The 20,735-nt window shown below is 58.9% G+C and carries 21 protein-coding genes; 14 read left to right on the top strand and 7 right to left on the bottom strand.

Annotation, left to right across the window (positions count from 1 at the left end):
* Positions 1-19 precede the first annotated feature (19 nt).
* Positions 20-631 (bottom strand): FMN-dependent NADH-azoreductase, encoded by a 612-nt coding sequence (locus C2E19_RS14835; protein WP_129393628.1) that lies wholly within the window; start codon positions 629-631, stop codon positions 20-22.
* 127 nt (positions 632-758) lie between these two features.
* On the opposite strand from C2E19_RS14835, the gene C2E19_RS14830 reads away from it, so the two are divergent.
* Together C2E19_RS14830 and C2E19_RS14825 are read left to right on the top strand one after the other, a co-directional pair.
* A complete protein-coding gene (locus C2E19_RS14830; RefSeq protein WP_129393626.1) occupies positions 759-1,667 on the top strand; it encodes a LysR substrate-binding domain-containing protein in 909 nt (302 codons plus the stop codon).
* Positions 1,664-2,023: an MmcQ/YjbR family DNA-binding protein gene (locus C2E19_RS14825; RefSeq protein WP_129393624.1), complete on the top strand. Its 360-nt coding sequence runs from the start codon at positions 1,664-1,666 to the stop codon at positions 2,021-2,023. The genes C2E19_RS14830 and C2E19_RS14825 overlap by 4 nt, the downstream gene beginning before the upstream one ends.
* Before the next feature lie 102 nt (positions 2,024-2,125).
* On the opposite strand, the gene C2E19_RS14820 is transcribed toward C2E19_RS14825, so the two are convergent.
* Both C2E19_RS14820 and C2E19_RS14815 read right to left on the bottom strand, forming a co-directional pair.
* Complete coding sequence (locus C2E19_RS14820; RefSeq protein WP_129393622.1) at positions 2,126-2,554, bottom strand: DUF1294 domain-containing protein; 429 nt, start codon at positions 2,552-2,554, stop codon at positions 2,126-2,128.
* Complete coding sequence (locus tag C2E19_RS14815; RefSeq protein ID WP_129393620.1) at positions 2,551-3,381, bottom strand: undecaprenyl-diphosphate phosphatase; 831 nt, start codon at positions 3,379-3,381, stop codon at positions 2,551-2,553. Before C2E19_RS14815 ends, C2E19_RS14820 begins: the two co-directional genes overlap by 4 nt.
* 305 nt (positions 3,382-3,686) lie before the next feature.
* Between C2E19_RS14815 and C2E19_RS14810 the strand changes: the two genes are divergently transcribed.
* The 9 genes from C2E19_RS14810 (at position 3,687) to C2E19_RS14770 (ending at position 11,901) form a co-directional block, all read left to right on the top strand.
* Entirely contained in the window at positions 3,687-5,321 is a 1,635-nt protein-coding gene (locus C2E19_RS14810; RefSeq protein ID WP_129393618.1) for a methyl-accepting chemotaxis protein, read from the top strand.
* A 145-nt stretch (positions 5,322-5,466) separates the two neighbouring features.
* Positions 5,467-6,030: a nicotinamide riboside transporter PnuC gene (gene pnuC / locus C2E19_RS14805; RefSeq protein WP_129393616.1), complete on the top strand. Its 564-nt coding sequence runs from the start codon at positions 5,467-5,469 to the stop codon at positions 6,028-6,030.
* Entirely contained in the window at positions 6,027-6,551 is a 525-nt protein-coding gene (locus C2E19_RS14800; protein ID WP_129393614.1) for an AAA family ATPase, read from the top strand. Before pnuC ends, C2E19_RS14800 begins: the two co-directional genes overlap by 4 nt.
* Before the next feature lie 357 nt (positions 6,552-6,908).
* Positions 6,909-7,358, top strand: a complete 450-nt coding sequence (locus C2E19_RS14795) for a hypothetical protein (RefSeq protein WP_129393612.1) — start codon at positions 6,909-6,911, stop codon at positions 7,356-7,358.
* A gap of 1 nt (position 7,359) precedes the next feature.
* A complete protein-coding gene (locus C2E19_RS14790) occupies positions 7,360-7,935 on the top strand; it encodes an adhesin (RefSeq protein ID WP_129393610.1) in 576 nt (191 codons plus the stop codon).
* A 73-nt stretch (positions 7,936-8,008) separates the two neighbouring features.
* Positions 8,009-9,013 (top strand): heme utilization protein, encoded by a 1,005-nt coding sequence (locus tag C2E19_RS14785; RefSeq protein ID WP_129393608.1) that lies wholly within the window; start codon positions 8,009-8,011, stop codon positions 9,011-9,013.
* Between the two features lie 63 nt (positions 9,014-9,076).
* A complete protein-coding gene (locus C2E19_RS14780; protein ID WP_129393606.1) occupies positions 9,077-9,757 on the top strand; it encodes a C39 family peptidase in 681 nt (226 codons plus the stop codon).
* 44 nt (positions 9,758-9,801) lie between these two features.
* Entirely contained in the window at positions 9,802-10,548 is a 747-nt protein-coding gene (locus C2E19_RS14775; protein ID WP_129393604.1) for a hypothetical protein, read from the top strand.
* A 45-nt stretch (positions 10,549-10,593) separates the two neighbouring features.
* Positions 10,594-11,901, top strand: a complete 1,308-nt coding sequence (locus C2E19_RS14770) for a hypothetical protein (protein WP_129393602.1) — start codon at positions 10,594-10,596, stop codon at positions 11,899-11,901.
* A gap of 83 nt (positions 11,902-11,984) precedes the next feature.
* Here the strand turns inward: C2E19_RS14770 and C2E19_RS14765 are convergent, their stop codons facing one another.
* Positions 11,985-13,310 (bottom strand): sigma-54 dependent transcriptional regulator, encoded by a 1,326-nt coding sequence (locus C2E19_RS14765; RefSeq protein WP_016983762.1) that lies wholly within the window; start codon positions 13,308-13,310, stop codon positions 11,985-11,987.
* Positions 13,311-13,655: 345 nt separating this feature from the next.
* Between C2E19_RS14765 and C2E19_RS14760 the strand changes: the two genes are divergently transcribed.
* From C2E19_RS14760 to nhaB, 3 genes are all read left to right on the top strand, one after another.
* Positions 13,656-13,922, top strand: coding sequence for a hypothetical protein (locus C2E19_RS14760; RefSeq protein ID WP_129393600.1), 267 nt, complete (start codon positions 13,656-13,658; stop codon positions 13,920-13,922).
* A 282-nt stretch (positions 13,923-14,204) separates the two neighbouring features.
* The gene (locus C2E19_RS14755) at positions 14,205-15,494 is read left to right on the top strand and encodes a hypothetical protein (RefSeq protein WP_129393598.1); all 1,290 of its coding nucleotides are present in this window, start codon (positions 14,205-14,207) and stop codon (positions 15,492-15,494) included.
* Positions 15,495-15,569: 75 nt separating this feature from the next.
* The gene (nhaB, locus tag C2E19_RS14750) at positions 15,570-17,072 is read left to right on the top strand and encodes a sodium/proton antiporter NhaB (protein ID WP_129393596.1); all 1,503 of its coding nucleotides are present in this window, start codon (positions 15,570-15,572) and stop codon (positions 17,070-17,072) included.
* 109 nt (positions 17,073-17,181) lie between these two features.
* On the opposite strand, the gene C2E19_RS14745 is transcribed toward nhaB, so the two are convergent.
* The 3 genes from C2E19_RS14745 to gnd are packed head-to-tail and all read right to left on the bottom strand — an operon-like array spanning position 17,182 to position 20,497.
* Positions 17,182-18,000, bottom strand: a complete 819-nt coding sequence (locus tag C2E19_RS14745) for an HAD family hydrolase (protein ID WP_129393594.1) — start codon at positions 17,998-18,000, stop codon at positions 17,182-17,184.
* The gene (zwf, locus tag C2E19_RS14740; RefSeq protein ID WP_129393592.1) at positions 17,997-19,520 is read right to left on the bottom strand and encodes a glucose-6-phosphate dehydrogenase; all 1,524 of its coding nucleotides are present in this window, start codon (positions 19,518-19,520) and stop codon (positions 17,997-17,999) included. The genes C2E19_RS14745 and zwf overlap by 4 nt, the downstream gene beginning before the upstream one ends.
* On the bottom strand, positions 19,517-20,497 hold the full coding sequence (gnd, locus tag C2E19_RS14735) for a phosphogluconate dehydrogenase (NAD(+)-dependent, decarboxylating) (RefSeq protein ID WP_129393590.1): 981 nt from the start codon (positions 20,495-20,497) through the stop codon (positions 19,517-19,519). The genes zwf and gnd overlap by 4 nt, the downstream gene beginning before the upstream one ends.
* Positions 20,498-20,735 lie beyond the last annotated feature (238 nt).

Below are 20,735 nucleotides of genomic sequence, written 5' to 3'. Positions count from 1 at the left end.
GCTGTTCTTTACGCAAGCCTTACGCTGCGGCGAACAATTGCTCGCTGATCTTCGCTTGAGCAGCAGTCATGGCGTTGTTGCGCACTTCGTCGCCATACGCCAGGCCTTCAGCGCGGACGATTTCGATGTCAGTGATGCCGAGGAAGCCCAGTACCAGCTTGAGATATTCCTCGTGAGCGATACCGCTGGCCTGACCTGCGTGGATGCCGCCCGACGTCGACACGATGACCACTTTCTTGCCACCGCACAGGCCTTCAGGGCCGGCTTCGGTGTAACGGAACGTCTGGCCAGCAACGGCAACGCGGTCAATCCAGGCCTTGAGTTGGGTCGGTACGGTGAAGTTGTACATTGGCGCGGCGATGACCACGGCGTCGGCAGCGATGAACTCAGCCAGGGTCGAAGCGCTCAGTTCAGCTTCGTGCTGTTGTGCTGCGTTGCGCAGTTCAGCGGTGGTGCCTGCGGCCACCAGGGTGGTCGACGAGAAGTGGCTGATGGCGTCAGCGGCGAGGTCGCGGTAGGTCACCACAGCGCTCGGCTCAGCGGCTTGCCAGGCTTTGACGACTTGGCTGCTCAACTGACGGGAGGCCGAGTTGTCGCCCAGAATGCTCGAATCGATATGCAGCAGTTTCATGTGAATCTCCTGGAATGAATCGCCGGTGGCGACGGAATGGAGACAATCCTACGCAAGAAACCAATGGATGATTAGCCGCCTGCAATGCGATAGTTTGTCCCATTGATAGAACAATCTGGATTCACTCATGCAAGATCTCAACGATCTCTACTATTTCGCCAAAGTCGTCGAGGCCGGTGGCTTTGCAGCGGCCGGGCGTTTGCTCGGCATTCCGAAGTCGCGATTGTCACGGCGCATTGCCGAACTCGAAGAGCGCCTCGGTGCCCGTTTGCTGCAACGCACCACCCGCCAACTCAATCTCACGGCGGTCGGTGAACGCTATTTACGCCACTGTCAGGCGATGTTGCTGGAAGCGGAAATGGCCGACGAAGCCGTGGCCAGCATGTCCAGCGAGCCGCGCGGCCGCTTGCGCGTGTCCTGCCCGACCGGTCTGGCCCACGAAATGCTGCCAATGGTCATCAGCGACTTTCTCGGCAAGTTTCCGCAGGTACAGCTGGAAGTCGTCCTGCTCAATCGCCGGGTCGATCTGGTCACCGAAGGCATCGATGTTGCGCTGCGTGTGCGCGAGCTTGGTGATGAAGATCCCTTGCTGGTCACCCGGCGCTTGCGTCAGGCGCAAATGGTGGTGATCGCCAGCCCGGCGTTTCTTCAAGGCAAAGAAATCAATCATCCGCAGGACTTGAAGAATCTTCCGGCGCTGGGCGCGCTGGAAGCGGATCGCATGGTTCACGTTCGCTTGCTTGATCAAAAGGGCAAAAGCTTCGAACTGAGCATGGAAGCGCGGCTGGGCATCGACGACTTTGTCGTGCGCAAAGCCTGCGTACTGGCCGGTCAGGGCTTCACAATGCTGCCGATGATGTATTGCGAAAGCGAATTGAAAAACGGCACGCTGGTGCAGATGCTACCGGAGTGGTCGCTGCCCGGCGGCTGGCTGCAAGCGGTGTATCCGCATCGGCGTGGAGTGATGCCGGCGGTGCGCGCGTGGATCGATCACCTGGTCGAATCGTTCAATGCCTGTGGGGAGCGCTTATTATGAAAAAGGGAAAAATGAGCGAAGCGGATGTCGCCGCGTTCTGCCTGGCATTGCCCGGTGCGCGGGAAGACTACAAATGGGGTGGCGTGCGGGTGTTTTCGATTGCCGGCAACAAGATGTTCGCGTTGCAGGGTTTGCGTGGCGATTCACTGGCATTCAAGGTCGACAAGGATCTGTTTCTCGGTCATTGCGACCGCCCGGGCATTCACCCGGCACCGTATCTGGCGCGCGCGCAGTGGATCATCATGCACCCGCCTTACCCGCTGGGTGCTGAAGAGTTGCAGGGGTTGTTGGAGCGTTCGCACCAACTGGTGGTGAGCAAACTGCCAAAGAAAACCCAAATCGGCTTGTTGCTTTAACGCGCCCGTGTAGGAGCTGCCGAAGGCTGCGATCTTTTGATCTTGCTTTTTAAAAGATCAAAGTCAAAAGATCGCAGCCTTCGGCAGCTCCTACAGGGGTGTTTAGAATCGTGACAGCACGTTCGAGCCGAGGAACAGCTGGTCGATCCAGAACACCTGGTGCAACGCGACGATAACCCAGAACAGAATCTGGAACGACACCTTGCGCGTCTTGTGCCGGAACACCTGCTGGGCAATCAACGCACCCGGCCAGCCGCCGGCCAGTTCCACCGCATGCAGAACGTTCTCCGGTGTGCGCCAGGCATCGACGCGCGCCTTGCGTTTGTCTGCCCAATACAGAAAGAACGCCAGCACGCTGACGATCGCGTAAGCGGCCAGCGGCACCGACGAAATCCCGCGCAGGCACATCGACAGTGAGCCGAACAACGGCAGCGCACAGACGATCAGCAGCACCACCAGCTTCAACTTCAGATTCTGGATACTGCCCCCTGAAGGTCGCCATTCAGGTCGGCGCGCGCGGGAATCACTCATGGCCTGGCCGCCGCCCAGTCGACCCAACCGAACTGCCAGGTGGCCAGAATCAGCAGACCGAACACAATCCGGTACCAGGCGAACGCCGCGTAGCTGTGGCTGGCGATGAACTTGAGCAAGCCGCGCACGGCAATCATGGCGAAGATGAACGCGGTGACGAAACCGATCGCGAACACCGGGAAGTCGGCCGGCACGAACAGATGGCGGTACTTGAAGCCCGAATACACCGCCGCACCGACCATGGTCGGCATGGCGAGGAAGAACGAGAATTCGGTAGCCGTCTTGCGCGACAGGCCAAAGAGCAAGCCGCCAATGATCGTCGAGCCGGAACGTGAAGTCCCCGGAATCATCGCCAGGCACTGGGCGAAACCGACCTTCAAGGCGTCCTTCCAGGTGATCTCGTCGACGGTCTCGGCATGCACCTCATGCTGACGTTTTTCCGCCCACAACATGATGATGCCGCCAATCACCAGCGCGGCTGCCACGGTAATCGGATTGAACAGGTATTCGTGGATCAGATCGGCAAAGATCACGCCCAACACCAGCGCCGGCATAAAGGCGATCAGCAAGTTGGCGGTAAAGCGCCGTGCACTTGGCTGGGTCGGCAAACCGATGACTACATCGAAAATCTTGCGGCGAAACTCCCAGACCACCGCGAGGATCGCGCCGAGCTGGATAATGATGTTGAACGCCATGGCCCGCTCACCACCGAAGTCGAGCAAGTCGGCAACGATGATTTGGTGTCCTGTACTTGAAATGGGCAAAAACTCCGTCAGCCCTTCTACAACTCCTAGTATCAGTGCCTGCAAGGCGGTCCAAAGATCCATCAATCCCCCAGAGAGCGATGCGCGGCGGCATGCCCCGATAGTATTTTTCTTACGTTCACTGCGATCAGCGTAGCCGTTTATTGCTGTACCGATTCCGCGCGCCAAGGATCCACAAAAAACGGTCAAAATTCCGTGAAATATCAACCTGGATTCAGGTTTTCCGGCGCGGGGCCGAAATCCTATCAGACAAGCCGTAATAGCGCTGCCGCGTTATACGACTTGGGTCGCGTATGCCCGATCACCTGAATGTGGTTGGATGCTGGCGTTGATTTATGACAAGAACAAGAAACCGGAGTGACAGCGTTATGAACAGCTTGCGCAGTGTGTCGATCAGCCGACGCTTGTGGCTCATCTTGATTGTGGCGGTGGTCATGTTGTTGACCTTGGGCGCGTTGATGCTCAAGCAGATCCACGATGATCTGTATCGCGCCAAAGCACAGAAAACCCAGCACGTGGTGCAGACCGCCAGCGGCCTGCTCAGCTATTACCACGACCTGGAAACCGCCGGCACCTTGAGCAAGGATGTCGCACAGAAACAGGCGCTGACGGCGATTCGCGGGCTGCGTTACGACCAGAGTGACTACTTCTGGATCAACGACCTCACGCCCGTGATGGTCATGCACCCGACCAACCCCAAACTCGAAGGCCAGAACCTCTCGGCGATCCGCGATCCGGACGGTTTTGCGGTGTTCAACGAGATGGTTGCGATTGCCAAAGCAAAAGGCGCCGGCATGGTCGACTACCGCTGGCCGAAACCCGGCGCCAGCGAGCCAGTGGCGAAGACGTCCTATGTGAAACTCTTCGAACCGTGGGGCTGGGTGATCGGCTCCGGCGTCTACATCGACGACGTCCAGGCTGAGTTTCAGGGCCAGGTGATCAAGGCCTCAGCCATCGGCCTGGTGATTGCGCTGATCATGGCGCTGCTGGTGATCCTGATCGCCCGCAGCATCGTCCGGCCGCTGCAGGAAACCGTCAACGCCATGGCCAATATTGCCAGCGGCGAAAGCGACCTGACCCGTAGTCTGGATACCCATGGCCAGGACGAAGTCACCGAGCTTGCCCGTCACTTCAACGCGTTCACGGCGAAACTGCGCCGGGTGATCGGCGACCTGCAGGTTTCCGCCAGCGCCCTCGGGCAGTCTTCGAGTGAATTGGGCAACGATGCCACGCAAGCCCAGCAACGCAGCCAGCAGCAATCACAACAGATGGAGCTGGTGGCCACGGCGATCAACGAAGTGACCTATGGCGTGCAGGATGTGGCGAAGAATGCCGAGCATGCCGCCAGCGAAATGCGTGATGCCGAGGCGCAGGCGCAACAGGGCCAGATCAATATCGACGGCAGCCTGCAACAGATCGACAAGCTCTCGGGCACCATTGATCAAGCCGTCGAAGTGATTCGCACGCTGGCGGCGGAAAGCACGCAGATCGGCAGCGTACTGGAAGTGATTCGCTCGATTGCCGAGCAGACCAATCTGCTCGCGCTCAACGCGGCTATCGAAGCGGCGCGGGCTGGCGAACAAGGGCGCGGTTTTGCCGTGGTCGCAGACGAAGTGCGTTTGCTTGCCCAGCGCACACAGAAGTCGACGGCGGAGATCCAGTCGATGATCGAGCGCCTGCAAAATCATTCCGAAGCCGCTGTGCGGGTGATTGGCGACAGCAGCAAGGCCTCGCAACTGACCATTGAACAGGCGGGATTGGCCGGTGCCAGCCTGAATGCCATCGGACAGGCCCTGCGTAATCTCAATGGATTGAATGCATCGATTGCCAGCGCGACGTTGCAGCAGGCACATGTGGTCGAGGACATCAATCAGAACGTCACGCAGGCGGCCGGACTTTCGCACAGCACCGCCATCGCTGCCGAACAGTCGAGTGCGGCCAGTCTGAAGCTCGGCCAACTGAGCGAACAACTGAACGGCCTGCTGCGCCAGTTCCGCGTCTGACACCCCCTATAGGAGTGAGCCTGCTCGCGATAGCGTCCGTCAGCCAACATTTGCGTTGCTGACACACCGTTATCGCGAGCAGGCTCACTCCTACAGGTTTTTGGGTACAATCCGCTCCCTTCTTCGACTCCCTCCAGGTACCCACATGTCCGGGCTTGAACTGTTTGCCGCCGCTCTCGGTGTGATTGCCGTCTGGCTGACGGTCAAACAGAATCCATGGTGCTGGCCGATCGGTCTGGTCATGGTGCTGCTCTACAGCTGGATCTTCTTTGAAGTGAAGCTGTATTCGGACATGTTGTTGCAGGTGATTTACGCCGCTTTGCAGATCTACGGCTGGTGGCAATGGACCCGGGCCGGAACGATGCACGACGGCCGCGAGGTCACGCGGCTCGACCAGCGTTCGATTCTGCTGGGACTGAGCGCGGGTGCCGTCGGCAGTTTTCTGCTCGGTGCGGCCATGGCTCACTGGACCGATGCCGCACAACCTTGGCTCGATGCCGCGCTCACCGGTTTCAGTCTGGTCGCACAATTGTGGATGGCGCAGAAACGCCTGCAATGCTGGACATTGTGGTTCGTGCTCGATGTGATTTTCGTCGGCCTGTTCATCTATAAGGGGCTTTACCTCACCGCGGCCTTGTACGGCCTGTTCACCCTGCTCGCGGTGCAAGGCTGGCGCGAATGGCGCGCCGATCCGGCGTTACGGACATGAAGGTCGTTGTCCTTACCGGCCCCGAATCGACTGGCAAAAGCTGGCTGGCGGCGGGCCTGCAGCAGCGCTTTGGTGGCTTGCGCGTGGATGAATACGTGCGCCGGTTCATCGAATTGAATCCGCGTGATACGTGCCTGGCGGATATTCCCGAGATCGCCCGGGGCCAGCTGGACTGGGAAGATCAGGCGCGCGCGCAACAACCGCCGCTGCTGATTCTCGATACTCACCTGCTGAGCAATATGCTCTGGAGCCAGACGCTCTTCGGCGATTGCCCGCAATGGCTGGAAACTGAGTTGCTGGCGCGCCATTACGACCTGCACCTGCTGCTGTCACCGGAGCAGATCGACTGGACCGATGACGGCCAGCGTTGCCAACCGGATCTGGCTGAGCGCCTGGCGTTTTTCCACGCCACCCGCGACTGGCTGGTAGCGCATGGACAACCGTACGAAATCATTCAGGGCAACTGGCTCGAACGCCAGCGCCAGGCATTCGACCGGGTTGAACGACTGCTGCTCGATTAACCTGGTTTTCGGGGCGCCTGCCCCATCGGTTGCCCCTGTTCTGGGGGTAAAGTGTCCAATCCTGATACACCCGCCCGCGTGCAGAGTGGCCGTTTAAGCGCTCTGCTGCGCTTTGCCATGGAACCTGTTACGCCACTGAAACACACCAGCGCAAACCCCCATTCCAGAGCATTGTTCAGGCAACAGACAGGATAGCCGCAGCACCCGTGTTTCAAGATTGAAACAACCTGTGTATCACCTGCGCGTTGGCTTCCTGTAATCCATTGAAATTCCAAAAGAACTCAAAAGCGGCACAGCTTTCGCTCTCTCCTTCACAACGCTGACAAGGGCCAGCCCACTGAAGAAGGAATTGCAGCCGTGGGGAACATCAAAAAAGGTTTGACCTGCCTTCTGCTGATCGGATCAGCAGCCAGCACATTCATCAGTTTCAATGTGCAGGCGGAAGGCAACGGTGTGATCGTCCTCAATCGCGACGTTCAACCTATTCCTATCGGCCGCAGCGGCGGCAAAGACCCCTACCCGACTACCGTCAACGCCAACCCTTCGGCGCGCATCAACCAAGCGATGGCCAGCACCGAGCTGGATGACGGTGACTTTGCCGCGATCGCCAGTGGCTCGTCCATTCGCAGCACCATGTCGACGACGACCGGCAGCCTGCCGGGGACCAATGTCCTGACCAACCCTAACGGCCTGCCTGGCATGAGCTCCGGTCACGGCGGCGGCGGAGGCAGTTCGATCTCCAACACCGTCAACCGCGCAATGGGCGCCGGCCTTGCCCCGCTGACCCGCATGGCTGGAGGCCAATAAGATGAATCGCTCTCTGCTCCTGCTTGCCCTTTTCGGTTGCGCCAGCGCCATGGCGGCTGATCCCAGCTCAGTGAACAACGCGAACATTCAAGACACCGGCATCCAGTACCACGGCAACTACAACGTCAACCAGGCCGCCGGCGACCAGATGCAACAGACCAACACCAAGGCCATTGCCATTGGCACCTCGGCCAGCGCCACCACAAGCGTGCGGCAACACATCGACACGCCGGCCAATCCGGCAACCAATGCCAGCGCAACCATTGGCGGCAGCTCTTTCAGTAATGGCAACGGGATCCTGGGCGTGAACCAGGGCGCCGGTGCCAACAACCAGATGGCCAACGTGACGCGTATCAGCATCAGTGCTGGGCCGCAGAGCGTTGACGACAGCGCCCTTTCGCAACAGAACGTGGCGTTTTTACCGAGCTCAGGAGCAACTGGTACCTCACCCGGCAGTCGCCAGGTCACGACAAGTGATCAGGCCTTCACCGGCAGCCGCGGGGTAATCCAGGTGAACCAGAGTGCCGGGGTGGGGAACCGTATGGCTAACACCCTGAGCATCCGGGTCGCTGACTGACCCAAACAACAAGAGCAGTGCAATTAGAAAGTACCAACACTTAACCAACTAATAAGCACGATGGAGAAACACCATGAAACCTACAATGGCTCTCAAACCACTGGTATTCGCACTTGCAGCGGTAATGGCAATGGCGGCTCAAGCAGGCGGCAATGATCATGGTAACAATGGCGGTCACGGCCATAACCCTCCTCCTCCTCAAGGCCCAACCCTTGAAGAGTTGCTGCAAATCGGCGCAGGTGCCGGTGCCGCAGTACTCGACGTACAAAACAGCCAGGGCAACGTAGTCGGTAACCAAGGCACAAAAAATAGTGCAGGTATCGAAAACTCGGCGAATGGCTCGAACGGCAACGTGGGCATGAACAACACCGCTGGTGACGGCAACCAGCAAGATAACGCTGCTGCTCTGGCAACCGCTGACGAAAGCTTCATCTTCGGTTCAGCCGTTTCTGCTTCCAGCGCTACTCAGGTGAACTCCGGCAACGCCGTTGCCAACTACTCCACCACCAACACTGCTGGCATGAGCAATGTCGGCAACAGCGGTTCCGGCAACATTGGCGTCAACAACAGTGCCGGCAACTTCAACCAACAGAAAAACAACCTGGCAATCGCCGTATCCGGTGGCCGTGTGGCCCAGGCTGCTGCAGCTGCCAACCAAAGTTCTACCGGTCTTAACGTAGGCAACTACGGTACTCAGACCTACAAAACCAATACCCTCACTGGCACTGTTGCTGCCGTCGGCGTGTTCGGCGCCGTGGGAGAAGCTACCATCAAAGATGACGATCACGGTCACGGCGGTGGCGGTTATGGCAACAACGACAAAGGGCATGGCGGCAGTGGCGGTAGCAAAGATCAGAAAGCTACCTTCGAAGCCGTGGGTGTCTTCGGTCTGGCTGGCGTGACCACTCAACAAGTGATGACTCCAGACGGCTGGAAAAACCCTGTGACCAACAACGCTGCCATCAGCAATGTTGGCAACAACTTCTCCGGCAACGCTGGCTTCAACAACGCCGCAGGTGTTGGCAACCAACAAAGCAACTCGCTGTCCATCGCTGCAGGTTGCAAAGCCTGCATGTAATCGCGATCGAAACGAAAGCCCCGGAAACGGGGCTTTTCCTCAGTCCGCAAAGGCGTATCGATCATGCGTAAGACTGCCTTCATCGCCCTGCTTTGCCTGTCTGGCCTGACTCAGGCTGCCCAGATGCCAGTCGCTGCCCTTCCCGGCGGCGTACTCGTCTACAAGCACGTGCAAAGTATTCGTGAGCGCAAGTTTGCCGACATCGTCGAACAGAAAACCGATTTCAGCTGCGGCGCTGCCGCACTGGCCACGGTGTTACGCCAGGCCTATTGGCTCGACGTCGATGAAGAGCACATCATCAAAGGCATGCTGGTCAACGCTGACCAGGACCTTGTTCGTACTCAGGGGTTTTCCATGCTCGACATGAAGCGCTACATAGAAAGCATCGGCATGCGCGCCAGGGGTTACAAGATTCCGCCGGAGAAGCTCGACGCAGTAACGATTCCGGTGGTGGTACTGATGGAAATTCGCGGCTACAAGCATTTCGTGGTCTTGCAGCGTTCGGACAAGGATTGGGTTTACATCGGAGACCCGGTTCTCGGCCATAAGCGTTACAAACACGATGATTTTGTCAAAGGTTGGAACGGCATTGTCTTCGCCATCGTTGGCCCCGGATACGACAAGGCAAATGCCCTGCGTAGCCCTCCGGTGCCATTGACCGCCAAGAACAAGCTGGATGGCTTCAACCCTGTCAGAGATGCTGAATTGATGGACTTCGGGTTCATACAGAGCGACTTCTTTTAATCGCCGATTATAAAGAATGGGGCTGGATGTCCCGGGAGCAGCAGATGAAAACCTCATACTGGCTGGCCGCCGCCTGCCTGGCAGCGAGTGCGTCAGGCTATGCCAATGCAGGATTCAAACCTATAGAAATCCAGGACCAGGAACTGTCCCAACTACGTGGTCGTTATGTAATGCCGGGGCGAATCATCAGCTTCGGCATTGTCATGAGCAGCACCTGGCGCAATGCCAGCGGTGATTTGATCGGGGCAGCCACCTCGATGCAACTTCAGGCAGCAACGGTAAAACCAGAATTCTACGTTTCAACCATCAAGGAAACCGGCCACGGCAATCCTGTGCAGACAGGCAACGGCACCATCACCGGGGGCGCAGGGCTCAATAGCAGCCAAGGCGTGACCCAAAGCGTGCGCGCCGCCGGCGATAGCAACTCCGCCTACAACAACGTTGCGATCAACGTTTCCGAAGCCAATCACGCCCCGGCAATCGTGCCCGCGCAAGGGCAGGCGCTAATGGCCGGGCAAACCATCGGTGGCAGCAATGCCGCCGGCAGCGTGGCGGTTTCAGCCACCAACGGCGGCGTCCAAATGGCCATTCAGGCCTCCGGCAATCAGGGCACAGCCCTGCAACAGGTCGCCCAAGGAGGTTTGCTGCAGAACACCCGTTTGCTCGGCAGCGCCAACGTGGTCAATAACATGACTCAACTCAACGTCGTACTGAACAATAACGGCATGAGTGCCGGCGCACTGGACTGCAACCTGACTCAACTCAGGGCACTACGCAATATTGGATATTGAACTACGCTGAGTCTCGATCATTGGGCTTAAAGGGACGGCTTATTCATGTATCGATCAGTATCACTGCGTGCGGCTATTTGTTTGAGTACCCTTCTACCGGCAGCCATGCTGCAAGCGGCACCGGACGCCGACGTAGAAGCCTTGAAACAGGAGCTTCTGGACCTTAAGCAACGATACGAAGTACAACAAAAAGCGCTGGCGGTACTCGAGCAACGGGTCCGCCAGGTCGAAGATCAACCGGCGGCTCCGCAACCCAAGCGTCTGGCCAAGTCGCCTGCCGATATGAAAGGCAATCCAAAAGTGGCCACCGGTACCGGGGCTGCAGCGGCGTCGGGGGGCGCGGCCGGGGGCAGTGGCGCTTCCTACGGGCAATCGCTGGCCGACGACTCGCAACCGGCGCAGAGTGTGTCCAACCTGTACGACGAGGCCAGCGGCTTCTTCGGCGGGGGCAAGTTCAGTCTGGAAACCGGCATTACCTATTCGCGTTATGACACGCGCCAGTTGATCCTCAACGGCTTTCTCGCGCTGGACTCGATCTTCCTCGGCAACATCAACCTTGACCGGATCAAGGCCGACACCTGGACGCTCGACCTGACGGGCCGCTACAACTTCGACAACCGTTGGCAGTTCGACCTGAACGTGCCCGTGGTGTACCGCGATTCGACGTATCAATCCGGCGGCGGCAACGGTGGCGCCTCCAACGTCACTACCGAACAGGATGTCTCGCGCGATCCAACTATCGGCGACGTCAACTTCGGTATCGCCTACAAATTCCTCGACGAATCCGTCAACACTCCGGACGCCGTGGTCACCTTGCGGGTCAAGGCGCCTACCGGCAAGGATCCGTTCGGGATCAAGTTGCGTCAGACCGATGCCAACTCGAACCTGTTCGTGCCTGACACGCTGCCAACCGGCAACGGTGTCTGGTCGGTCACTCCAGGTATCTCGCTGGTCAAGACGTTTGACCCGGCCGTGCTGTTCGGCAGCCTGTCCTACACCCACAACCTCGAGGAGTCGTTCGACGACATCAGCTCGACCGTCAACCAGAAAACCCCGGGCAAGGTACGCATCGGCGACAGCTTCCAGATCGGCGCCGGTATCGCCTTTGCGCTGAACGAGAAGATGAGTATGTCGTTCTCCGTCTCGGACCTGGTGCAACGCAAGAGCAAGCTGAAACAGGATGGCGGTGATTGGGAATCGGTGGTGTCCAGTGACGCCAACGCCGGTTACTTCAACGTCGGCATGACCATTGCGGCCACCGACAACCTGACCATCGTGCCCAACCTGTCCATCGGCATGACCGACGATGCCCCGGACTTTTCCTTCAGCCTGAAATTCCCGTACTACTTCTAAGCAAAGCAAAAGATCGCAGCCTGCGGCAGCTCCTACATGGGTAATCCTGTAGGAACTGCCGCAGGCTGCGATCTTTTGACCTTCTAGCGAATCTGATGCTTGTGCAGCAAACGGTAAAACGTCGGCCGTGAAACCCCAAGGACTTTGGCCGCAACACTCAGATTGTCACTGTGCCGATTCAGCACATCACACAACGCCTGACGCTCGGCGCGGGTTTTGTAATCTTCCAGCGTGCCCATCGGCGTGGCGATCGAGTGTTGGCTGATCAGCCCGAGATCACGCGCCTCGATCTGCCGGCCTTCCGCCAGAACCAGGCCGCGACGCACGCGGTTGGCGAGTTCGCGCACATTGCCCGGCCAGTCATGCTTGCCCATGGCTATCAGCGCATCTTCACTGAAGCTGCGCGGGCGGCGGCCGGTTTCATGGCTGTAAAAGTGCGAAAAATGGTTGGCGAGCATCGACAGATCGCCATGGCGTTCACGCAACGGTGCCGTCACCACCTGCAAAACGTTGAGCCGGTAGTACAAGTCTTCGCGAAAACGCTTTTTCTCGATGGCGGCTTCAAGATCAACGTGAGTCGCCGCCAATACCCGCACATCGACGGGAATCGGCTGACTGCCGCCGACCCGCTCAATGTGTTTTTCCTGGAGAAAGCGCAGCAGATTGGCTTGCAGCTCCAGCGGCAGATCGCCGATTTCATCGAGAAACAACGTGCCACCGTTGGCCGCTTCAATGCGCCCGACCTTGCGTTGATGAGCGCCGGTGAAGGCGCCTTTCTCGTGACCGAATAACTCGGACTGGATAAGGTGTTCGGGGATCGCCCCGCAGTTGATCGCCACGAAAGGCTTGCTGTGACGCTGCGACTGCCGATGCAGCGTGCGCGCGACCAGCTCTTTACCGGTGCCGCTTTCACCACGAATCAGTACCGGCGACTCGGTAGGCGCCAGTTTGCTGAGCAATTTGCGCAGCTCGCGGATCGGTTTGCTGTCACCGAGCAATTCGTGTTCAGGCTGATCCACATGGATCGTGCCCTGCCCGCGCAGACGCGCCATACCGAACGCGCGACCGAGGGTGACCTGCACGCGCGACACATCGAACGGCAAGGTATGGAAATCGAAAAACCATTCGCAGACAAAGTCACCGACGTTCTGCAAGCGCAGGACTTCCTGATTGAGTACCGCAATCCATTCGGTGCCGCTGCGGCTGATCAGTTCCTTGACGGCCTCGGGTCGTTCCAGGTGAAAAGGTTGCAGGCGCAGCAGGCCGACATCACAACTGCGGTCGGCGGCATTTTCCAGGGTGCAACTGTCGACATCCCAACCTACCGCGCGTAATCCGGGTAATAGGCGATGGCAGTCGTCACACGGATCGACCACCAATAAACGTCTCAACGCAGGCGCTTCGCTCATGACTGTTCCTTGGCGCCAAATTTTAGGAAAAGGTTGTAAAAACAGTCATTTGGCAGACCTGGCTGTAACATTAGCAAGAATTTGACGGCAGCTTGTATCGATTGCTTATAGGTGTACAAGCTAAGTAGTTATAAGAGCGCTCTTTGTTAGTTAGCTATCGACTGGCTTTCTTTCAATAACCTTTCAGAAACTGTCGAAACACTGAGCCAATGAAAGAAAGTTGAAATTTCTTTGTTGCGAGTGTGACCCGCCCCGGGGTTGCGTGCATCAGTACAAGTAACCAGCCGAACGGTAAGCCCAACCGACGGCAGATCACTTGATTGGGCACTATAGAGAGAAGACCCCATGACCGCCCCGCTCCGTATCAACGAAGCTCTTTTGATTGCCAAGCACGCCTTCAAACCTTTTCAATGCGTGGCTTGGGCGCCACAAGACGGCAATGGCGAACTGAGCCTGACCGTCGTCGACCGCACAAACTCGCACATTGGTCGCAAACAGATTCCAAGCAGTACCTATTCCGATCCGGCACAGCTGGAACAACTGCTGCAACAGGCTCGCGCCGAGCTGAGCAACGAAGGCCACCGGTTGCAATCCTGGTCGATGCCGCACTAATAGCGGGACAATGCGGATGACTTCATGTCATCCGCCCGCTTCTTGTTAGTTGCCATATCTATTTACCCTTCAGTACTTTTGTACAACTTTCAGCGTGCGCTTTTTGGCGTAACTGCTTGGCTCACTTGCTATTGGTTCAAAAAGACACTGTTCTGGCACAGTCTGACCCTCCGCCTGTTAGTTCTAACAGTTGTACTTCTCCCGGTTCAGGGATTGAATGTTCGGCTCATGCAGTAAACCGCCCAATTTAGGGTATTGGTCTACTCGCAAGGAGACGCGTGCATGTCTACCCAGAGCTCTTGCGCCCGATTGGAGCGAATAAACCAGACCGGCCAACTGGACCCTGCTTTTGCCGGTAACGGCATCGCCCAAGTGTATTTTGCCGACAGTCTTTCCAGCATGACCCAGGGTGTCGCGGTTGACCGACAGGGTCGCGTGCTGGTCGCAGCGAAAGTCAAAATGCCCAACGGCAGTTGTTTTGGCCTGGCGCGTTTGCTGGCGGACGGTTCGGCCGATCTGAGTTTCGGTCATATGGGTAGCGTCATCGGCAAGTTCTCGTCCGGGTTCGGCAGCATGGCCGGCAACGTTCGCGTGCTGCCCGACGGAAGAATCCTGCTCGCCGGCCTGCACTACGAAACCGATCACTGCACCCTGCCCGGCCTCGCCCTCTTCGATGAGCAGGGTCGCCCGGACCCGGAGTTCGGCGACAACGGTCACCTCGTGGTGCGCCTGCCCGGCGACCTGTCGATGGGCACGCTCGACGATTGGCTGCCACCGGGCATTCCGGGCGCCGAAGCCTGCGACATCGCGGTGCAGGACGACGGCCATATCCTGTTGATTGCCAATCACCACTTCGAATGCGCCGACCACGCGGGCATGCTGATTCGCCTTACCGCCAATGGCCAGCTCGACAAGACCTTCAATGGCCGTGGTTTTGTCATGGTTCGCCATCTATTGCTCAACACATGGCTGAGCAGTCTGTCGTTGCAAGAGGACGGGCGGATTGTGGTCGGCGGCTCAATGAGCTTCCCTCAGGAAGGTCTGCTGGCGCGCTACCTGGCGGATGGCCGGCTCGACGAAACCTTCGCCATCGATGGCTTCATGGCCTTCACCGCCCTCGGGCACGGCGCGCTGGTCAATCAGGTGATCGAGTCGGCGGAGCATTTGCACTGCTTCGGCAGCAGCCGTGATCCGCTGCGCTGCATGACCCTCAACCTGCATCACAATGGCCGTGCAGAACTGCGTTGTAACTCTGGTTTGCCGCAACTGCTGGACATCGGCCCCAGTGGTTGCCAGTGGAACGCCGCCCAGCGCCTGCAAGACGGGCGGATTATCGCTGTCGGCGCGACGATTGGCGGCTGCGAGGCGGACTTCGTCGTCGCACGCTATTTGCCTGACGGCTACCTCGATCACACGTTCGGTGATGGCCACGGCTGGCTGCGCACGCGTTTGGGCCGAAGCCTGGACACGGCCAATTCACTGGCCCTGCAAACGGACGGTGGAATTCTGGTTGGCGGGTTTTCGCTGGATGGCAATTATCGGGCGATGGTCGCGCGGTATCTCAATGACTGACAAATACCCACTAACAACTTGAACTTGCGCGACACATCCGGCAACTTGCGCGCTTCTTAAGACAAGGAGCAACCGATGTCCGGTTCAATGGCTCAGGCGTTCGCGCAAAATTTTCTCGGGCACTCGCCACGCTGGTACAAGGCGACCATCGTCGGCTTCCTGATCCTCAATGCATTGGTGTTATGGACTGTCGGCCCAGTAGCCGCAGGCTGGCTGCTGGTCATCGAATTCATCTTCACCCTGGCCATGGCGCTCAAATGCTATCCGCTGATGCCCGGCGGTCTGTTGCTGATCGAAGCGCTGCTGCTGAAGATGACCACGCCGCAGGCGCTTTATGACGAGCTGGTGCACAACTTTCCGGTGATCCTGCTGCTGATGTTCATGGTGGCCGGCATCTACTTCATGAAGGATCTGCTGCTGTACCTGTTCTCGCGCCTGTTGTTGGGCGTGCGCTCGAAAGCGATCCTGGCGCTGCTGTTCTGTTTTCTCTCGGCATTCCTCTCGGCGTTTCTCGATGCACTGACGGTGACGGCGGTGATTATCAGCGCCGCTGTCGGCTTCTACTCGGTGTACCACCGGGTGGCCTCGGGCAATGATCCGCGCCAGGACAGTGAGTTTGGCGACGATCAGAACCTGCCCAGACTGCATCACGACGATCTCGAACAATTCCGCGCGTTCCTGCGCAGCCTGCTGATGCACGGTGCGGTCGGCACGGCGCTGGGCGGTGTCTGCACGCTGGTCGGCGAGCCGCAGAACCTGCTGATCGGCCATGAAATGGGCTGGCACTTCGGCGAGTTCTTCCAGAAAGTCGCACCGGTGTCGATGCCGGTGCTGGCAGCGGGTCTGGTGACCTGCGTACTGCTGGAGAAACTGCGCTGGTTCGGTTATGGCACGCTGTTACCGGACAACGTGCGCGCCGTGCTGGCCAACTATGCCGCTGAAGACGACGCCGAACGCACGCCGCGCCAACGCGCTGCGCTGCTGGTGCAGGGCGCTGCCGCATTGATCCTGATTGGCTGCCTGGCCTTCCATGTGGCGGAAGTCGGCCTGATCGGTCTGATGGTGATTGTGTTGATCACCGCGTTTACCGGCATCACCGATGAGCATCGTCTGGGCAGCGCATTCAAGGACGCCATGCCGTTCACTGCGCTGTTGGTGGTGTTTTTTGCGGTGGTCGCGGTGATTCACGATCAGCAACTGTTCGCCCCGCTGATCCAGTGGGTGCTGACACTGCCGACGGATCAGCAACCGGGCATGTTGTTCATTGCCAACGGTTTGCTCTCGGCGATCAGTGACAACGTGTTCGTCGCGACGATCTACATCACCGAAGTGAAACAGGCATTCCTCTCCGGGCACATGAGCCGCGAGCATTTCGAGACGCTGGCGATTGCGATCAACACCGGCACCAACCTGCCGAGCGTGGCGACACCGAATGGTCAGGCGGCGTTTCTGTTCCTGCTGACCTCGGCGATTGCACCGCTGGTGCGATTGTCGTACGGGCGGATGGTCTGGATGGCATTGCCGTACACCGTGGTGATGGGCCTGCTCGGCTGGTACGCCGTGAGCTACTGGCTCTAACCCACAAAACTTTGTAGGAGCTGTCGAGTGAAACGAGGCTGCGATCTTTTGATCTTGCTTTATAAAAACGAGATCAAAAGATCGCAGCCTGCGGCAGCTCCTACAGGTGTTACGGGAGGATGTATTTTTCGATAGCCTCGGCGACGCCGTCTTCGGTGTTGGAGGCGGTGACTACGTCGGCCTGGCGCTTTACCGCATCCTCAGCCTGGCCCATGGCGATCGACAATCCCGCGCAATGAAACATCGCCGGGTCATTGCCGCCATCGCCGATCGCGGCAGTCTGTTCCAGCGCAATGCCCAAGTGTTCGGCCAGCGTTGCCAGCGCAGTGCCCTTGTTGGCCTCCAGCGCCGTCACGTCGAGAAACACCGGTTGTGAACGTGAAACCTGCGCCATGCCGTTGACCTTCGGCAACAGGCGCGCCTCCAGTTCGATCAGCAGCTCAGTGTTGTTGCTGGTCGCGACAATCTTGTCGATGCGCTCCAGATACGGCTCGAAACTCTCGACCACCACTGGCGGATAGCCGAGGCCATGCTGCTCGCGCGACACCATCGGCCCGTGCGGATCCTTGAGCAGCCAGTCGCCGCCGCTGAACACCCAGATTTCGACATCCGGCTGATCGGCAAAGGTGGCCAGCGTAATCAGCGCGGTGGTGGCCGGCAGGTAATGCGCCACCAGCAGACTGCCGTCCGGATTGACGATCGTGCCGCCGTTGAACGCCGCAGTCGGCAAGTCGACGCCCAAGGCTTCGATCTGCTGCAGCATGGCTTTAGGCGGTCGCCCGGTGGCGAGACTGAACAGCACGCCCGCCTCACGCAAGGCGCGAACCGCATCAATGGTGCGCTGGCTCAGCGAGTGATCGGGCAGCAACAGCGTGCCGTCCATGTCGCTGAGCAGAAAACGGATGGGTTGTTTCGTCAGCTCACTCATCCGAGGCCATGCCAGACGCGACCATCGCGAGTCAGCAAATCTTCGGCGGCTTGCGGGCCGTCGTCGCCGGCGGCATAGGTCTGCACGCTCGCGTCCTGCTGCCAGGCGTCGAGGAATGGCTGTACGGCGCGCCAGCCATTCTCGATGTTGTCGGCGCGCTGGAACAGCGTCTGATCGCCGGTCAGGCAGTCGTAGATTAGAGTTTCGTACCCCGTCGACGGCTGCATCTCGAAGAAATCCTTGTAGGCAAAACCCAGCTCGATGTTGGCCATGTTCAGCGCCGGCCCCGGCCGCTTGGCCAGCAGGTCGAACCACATGCCTTCGTTCGGCTGGATCTGGATGCGCAGATAGGTCGGCTGCAACTCATCCACTTCGGTGTCACGGAACTGCGCATAGGGCGCCGGTTTGAAGCAGATGACGATCTCGGTGTCGCGCACGCTCATGCGTTTGCCGGTGCGCAGGTAGAACGGCACGCCGACCCAGCGCCAGTTGTCGATCATCACTTTCAGCGCGACGTAGGTTTCCGTGCTGCTGTCGGGGGCAACGTTGGCTTCCTGGCGATAGCCGTTCAGCGCTTTGCCGTCGACCTCGCCAGCGCTGTACTGGCCGCGAACCGAATTGGCCCGCGCCTCTTCGATAGTCCACGGACGGATCGCGCCGACCACCTTGGCCTTCTCGCCCCGCACCGCGTCAGCGCCGAATGCCGCCGGCGGTTCCATGGCAACCATGGCCAGCAACTGGAACAGGTGATTGGGCACCATGTCACGCAGCGCGCCGGTGTGCTCGTAAAAACTGCCACGGGTTTCGACGCCGACGGTTTCCGCCGCCGTGATCTGCACGTGGTCGATGTAGTGGTTGTTCCAGAAGGCTTCGAACAGGCTGTTGGAGAACCGGCTGACCAGAATGTTCTGCACGGTTTCCTTGCCCAGGTAATGGTCGATCCGATAGATCTGCTTCTCGGACATCACCTTGAGCAGACAGGCGTTCAACGCTTCAGCGGTGTGCAGATCGGAGCCGAACGGCTTCTCGATCACCACCCTTCTGAAAGCTTCGGGGGTTTCTTCGAGCAAACCGGCGCTGCCGAGACGGCGCACCACTTCACTGAAGAAACGCGGCGCGGTGGCCAGGTAGAACACCGCATTGCCGGTGCCGCTGGCGGCGATTTTCGCCGCCAGCGCGGAATAGGTGCTGTCGTCCAGAAAGTCGCCTTGGACGTAGCTGATACCTTTGGCGAGCTTGGCCCACAAGGCCGGATCAAGCATCTGATCGCCCTTGCCGACTTTCGCCGCGACTTCGGTACGGATGAAGTCTTCGAGCTTCTGCGCGAAGGCCTCATCGGTGATGGCGTTGTGGTCAACGCCAACGATCCGCAGGTTTTCGTCAAGCAAGCCGTCGCGACTGAGGTTGTACAGCGCCGGCATCAGCAAGCGCTTGACCAGGTCGCCGTGGGCACCGAACAGAAACAGCGTGGTAGGTGGTGCGGGTTCTGCCTTGGATTTCCTGCGGATCGTATGGGTCATTTCTTCGGTGTCTCCACGTGGCCGCCGAAGCCGAAGCGCTGGGCCGAAAGAATCTTGTCGCCAAAGGTGCCTTGGCCGCGCGAGCGGTAGCGCGAGAACAGCGAGTTCGACAGCACCGGAACCGGCACCGCTTGTTCCATGGCCGCTTCGATGGTCCATTGACCTTCACCGCTGTCGGCGACGGAACCGGAGAAGCCGTCGAGCTTCGGATCGCTGGCCAGTGCGTCGGCGGTCAAGTCGAGCAACCACGACGACACCACGCTGCCACGACGCCACACTTCAGCGATGTCAGCCACATTCAGATCAAAACGCTGATCTTCCGGCAGGCGCTCGCTGGATTTGGTCTTGAGAATGTCGAAGCCCTCGGCGAACGCGGCCATCATGCCGTACTCGATACCGTTGTGAATCATCTTCACAAAGTGCCCGGCACCGGCAGGACCGGCGTGGATGTAGCCGTGCTCGGCGCGATGGTCGTCGGACTTGCGATCCTTGGTGCGCGGGATGTCACCCATGCCCGGTGCCAGTGCGGCGAACAGCGGGTCGAGGCGCTGCACGGTTTCGGCGTCGCCACCGATCATCATGCAATAGCCGCGCTCCAGGCCCCAGACGCCGCCGGAGGTGCCGACGTCTATGTAGTGCAGGCCTTTCTCGGCCAGGCTCTTGGCCCGACGGATATCATCCTTATAGTTGGTGTTGCCGCCGTCGATGATGGTATCGCCGGCCTCCAGCAGATTGCTCAAAGTGGCGATGGTGTCTTCAGTCGGCGCGCCGGCCGGCAGCATGACCCAGACCGCACGCGGTTTGGCCAGACCGGCAACCAGTGCCGGCAAGTCGGCGACGCCAGTGGAGCCCTCGGCGACCAGGGTGTCGATGAAAGCGGTATTGCGGTCGTAAACAACGGTGGTGTGACCGTTGAGCATCAGACGCCGCGCAATATTGCCGCCCATGCGGCCCAGTCCAATAATCCCGAGTTGCATGTGCTGATGCTCCTTACTACAAATAAATGTGTGTCATTGGTTATAGCCCAACGCTGCTGATGGAGGTTAGTCCAGAGCGTTGCGATGAAGTTTCCGGGCATTGTGCCCGATCCAGACTGATAACGCCCCGAATCCTGCCGAAGACACACCGACCATGAAAAATAAAAAAGTTCCAATCACAGGCAAAAGAAATCAAAATTGGCGCCGATAGTAAGTCAGCACCGCAAAAGCGCGGGCT

The organism is Pseudomonas sp. DTU12.3 (assembly GCF_004124275.1).
In the GTDB taxonomy this organism is placed as follows: domain Bacteria; phylum Pseudomonadota; class Gammaproteobacteria; order Pseudomonadales; family Pseudomonadaceae; genus Aquipseudomonas; species Aquipseudomonas helmanticensis.
This window is presented reverse-complemented; position numbering and strand designations above follow the sequence as displayed.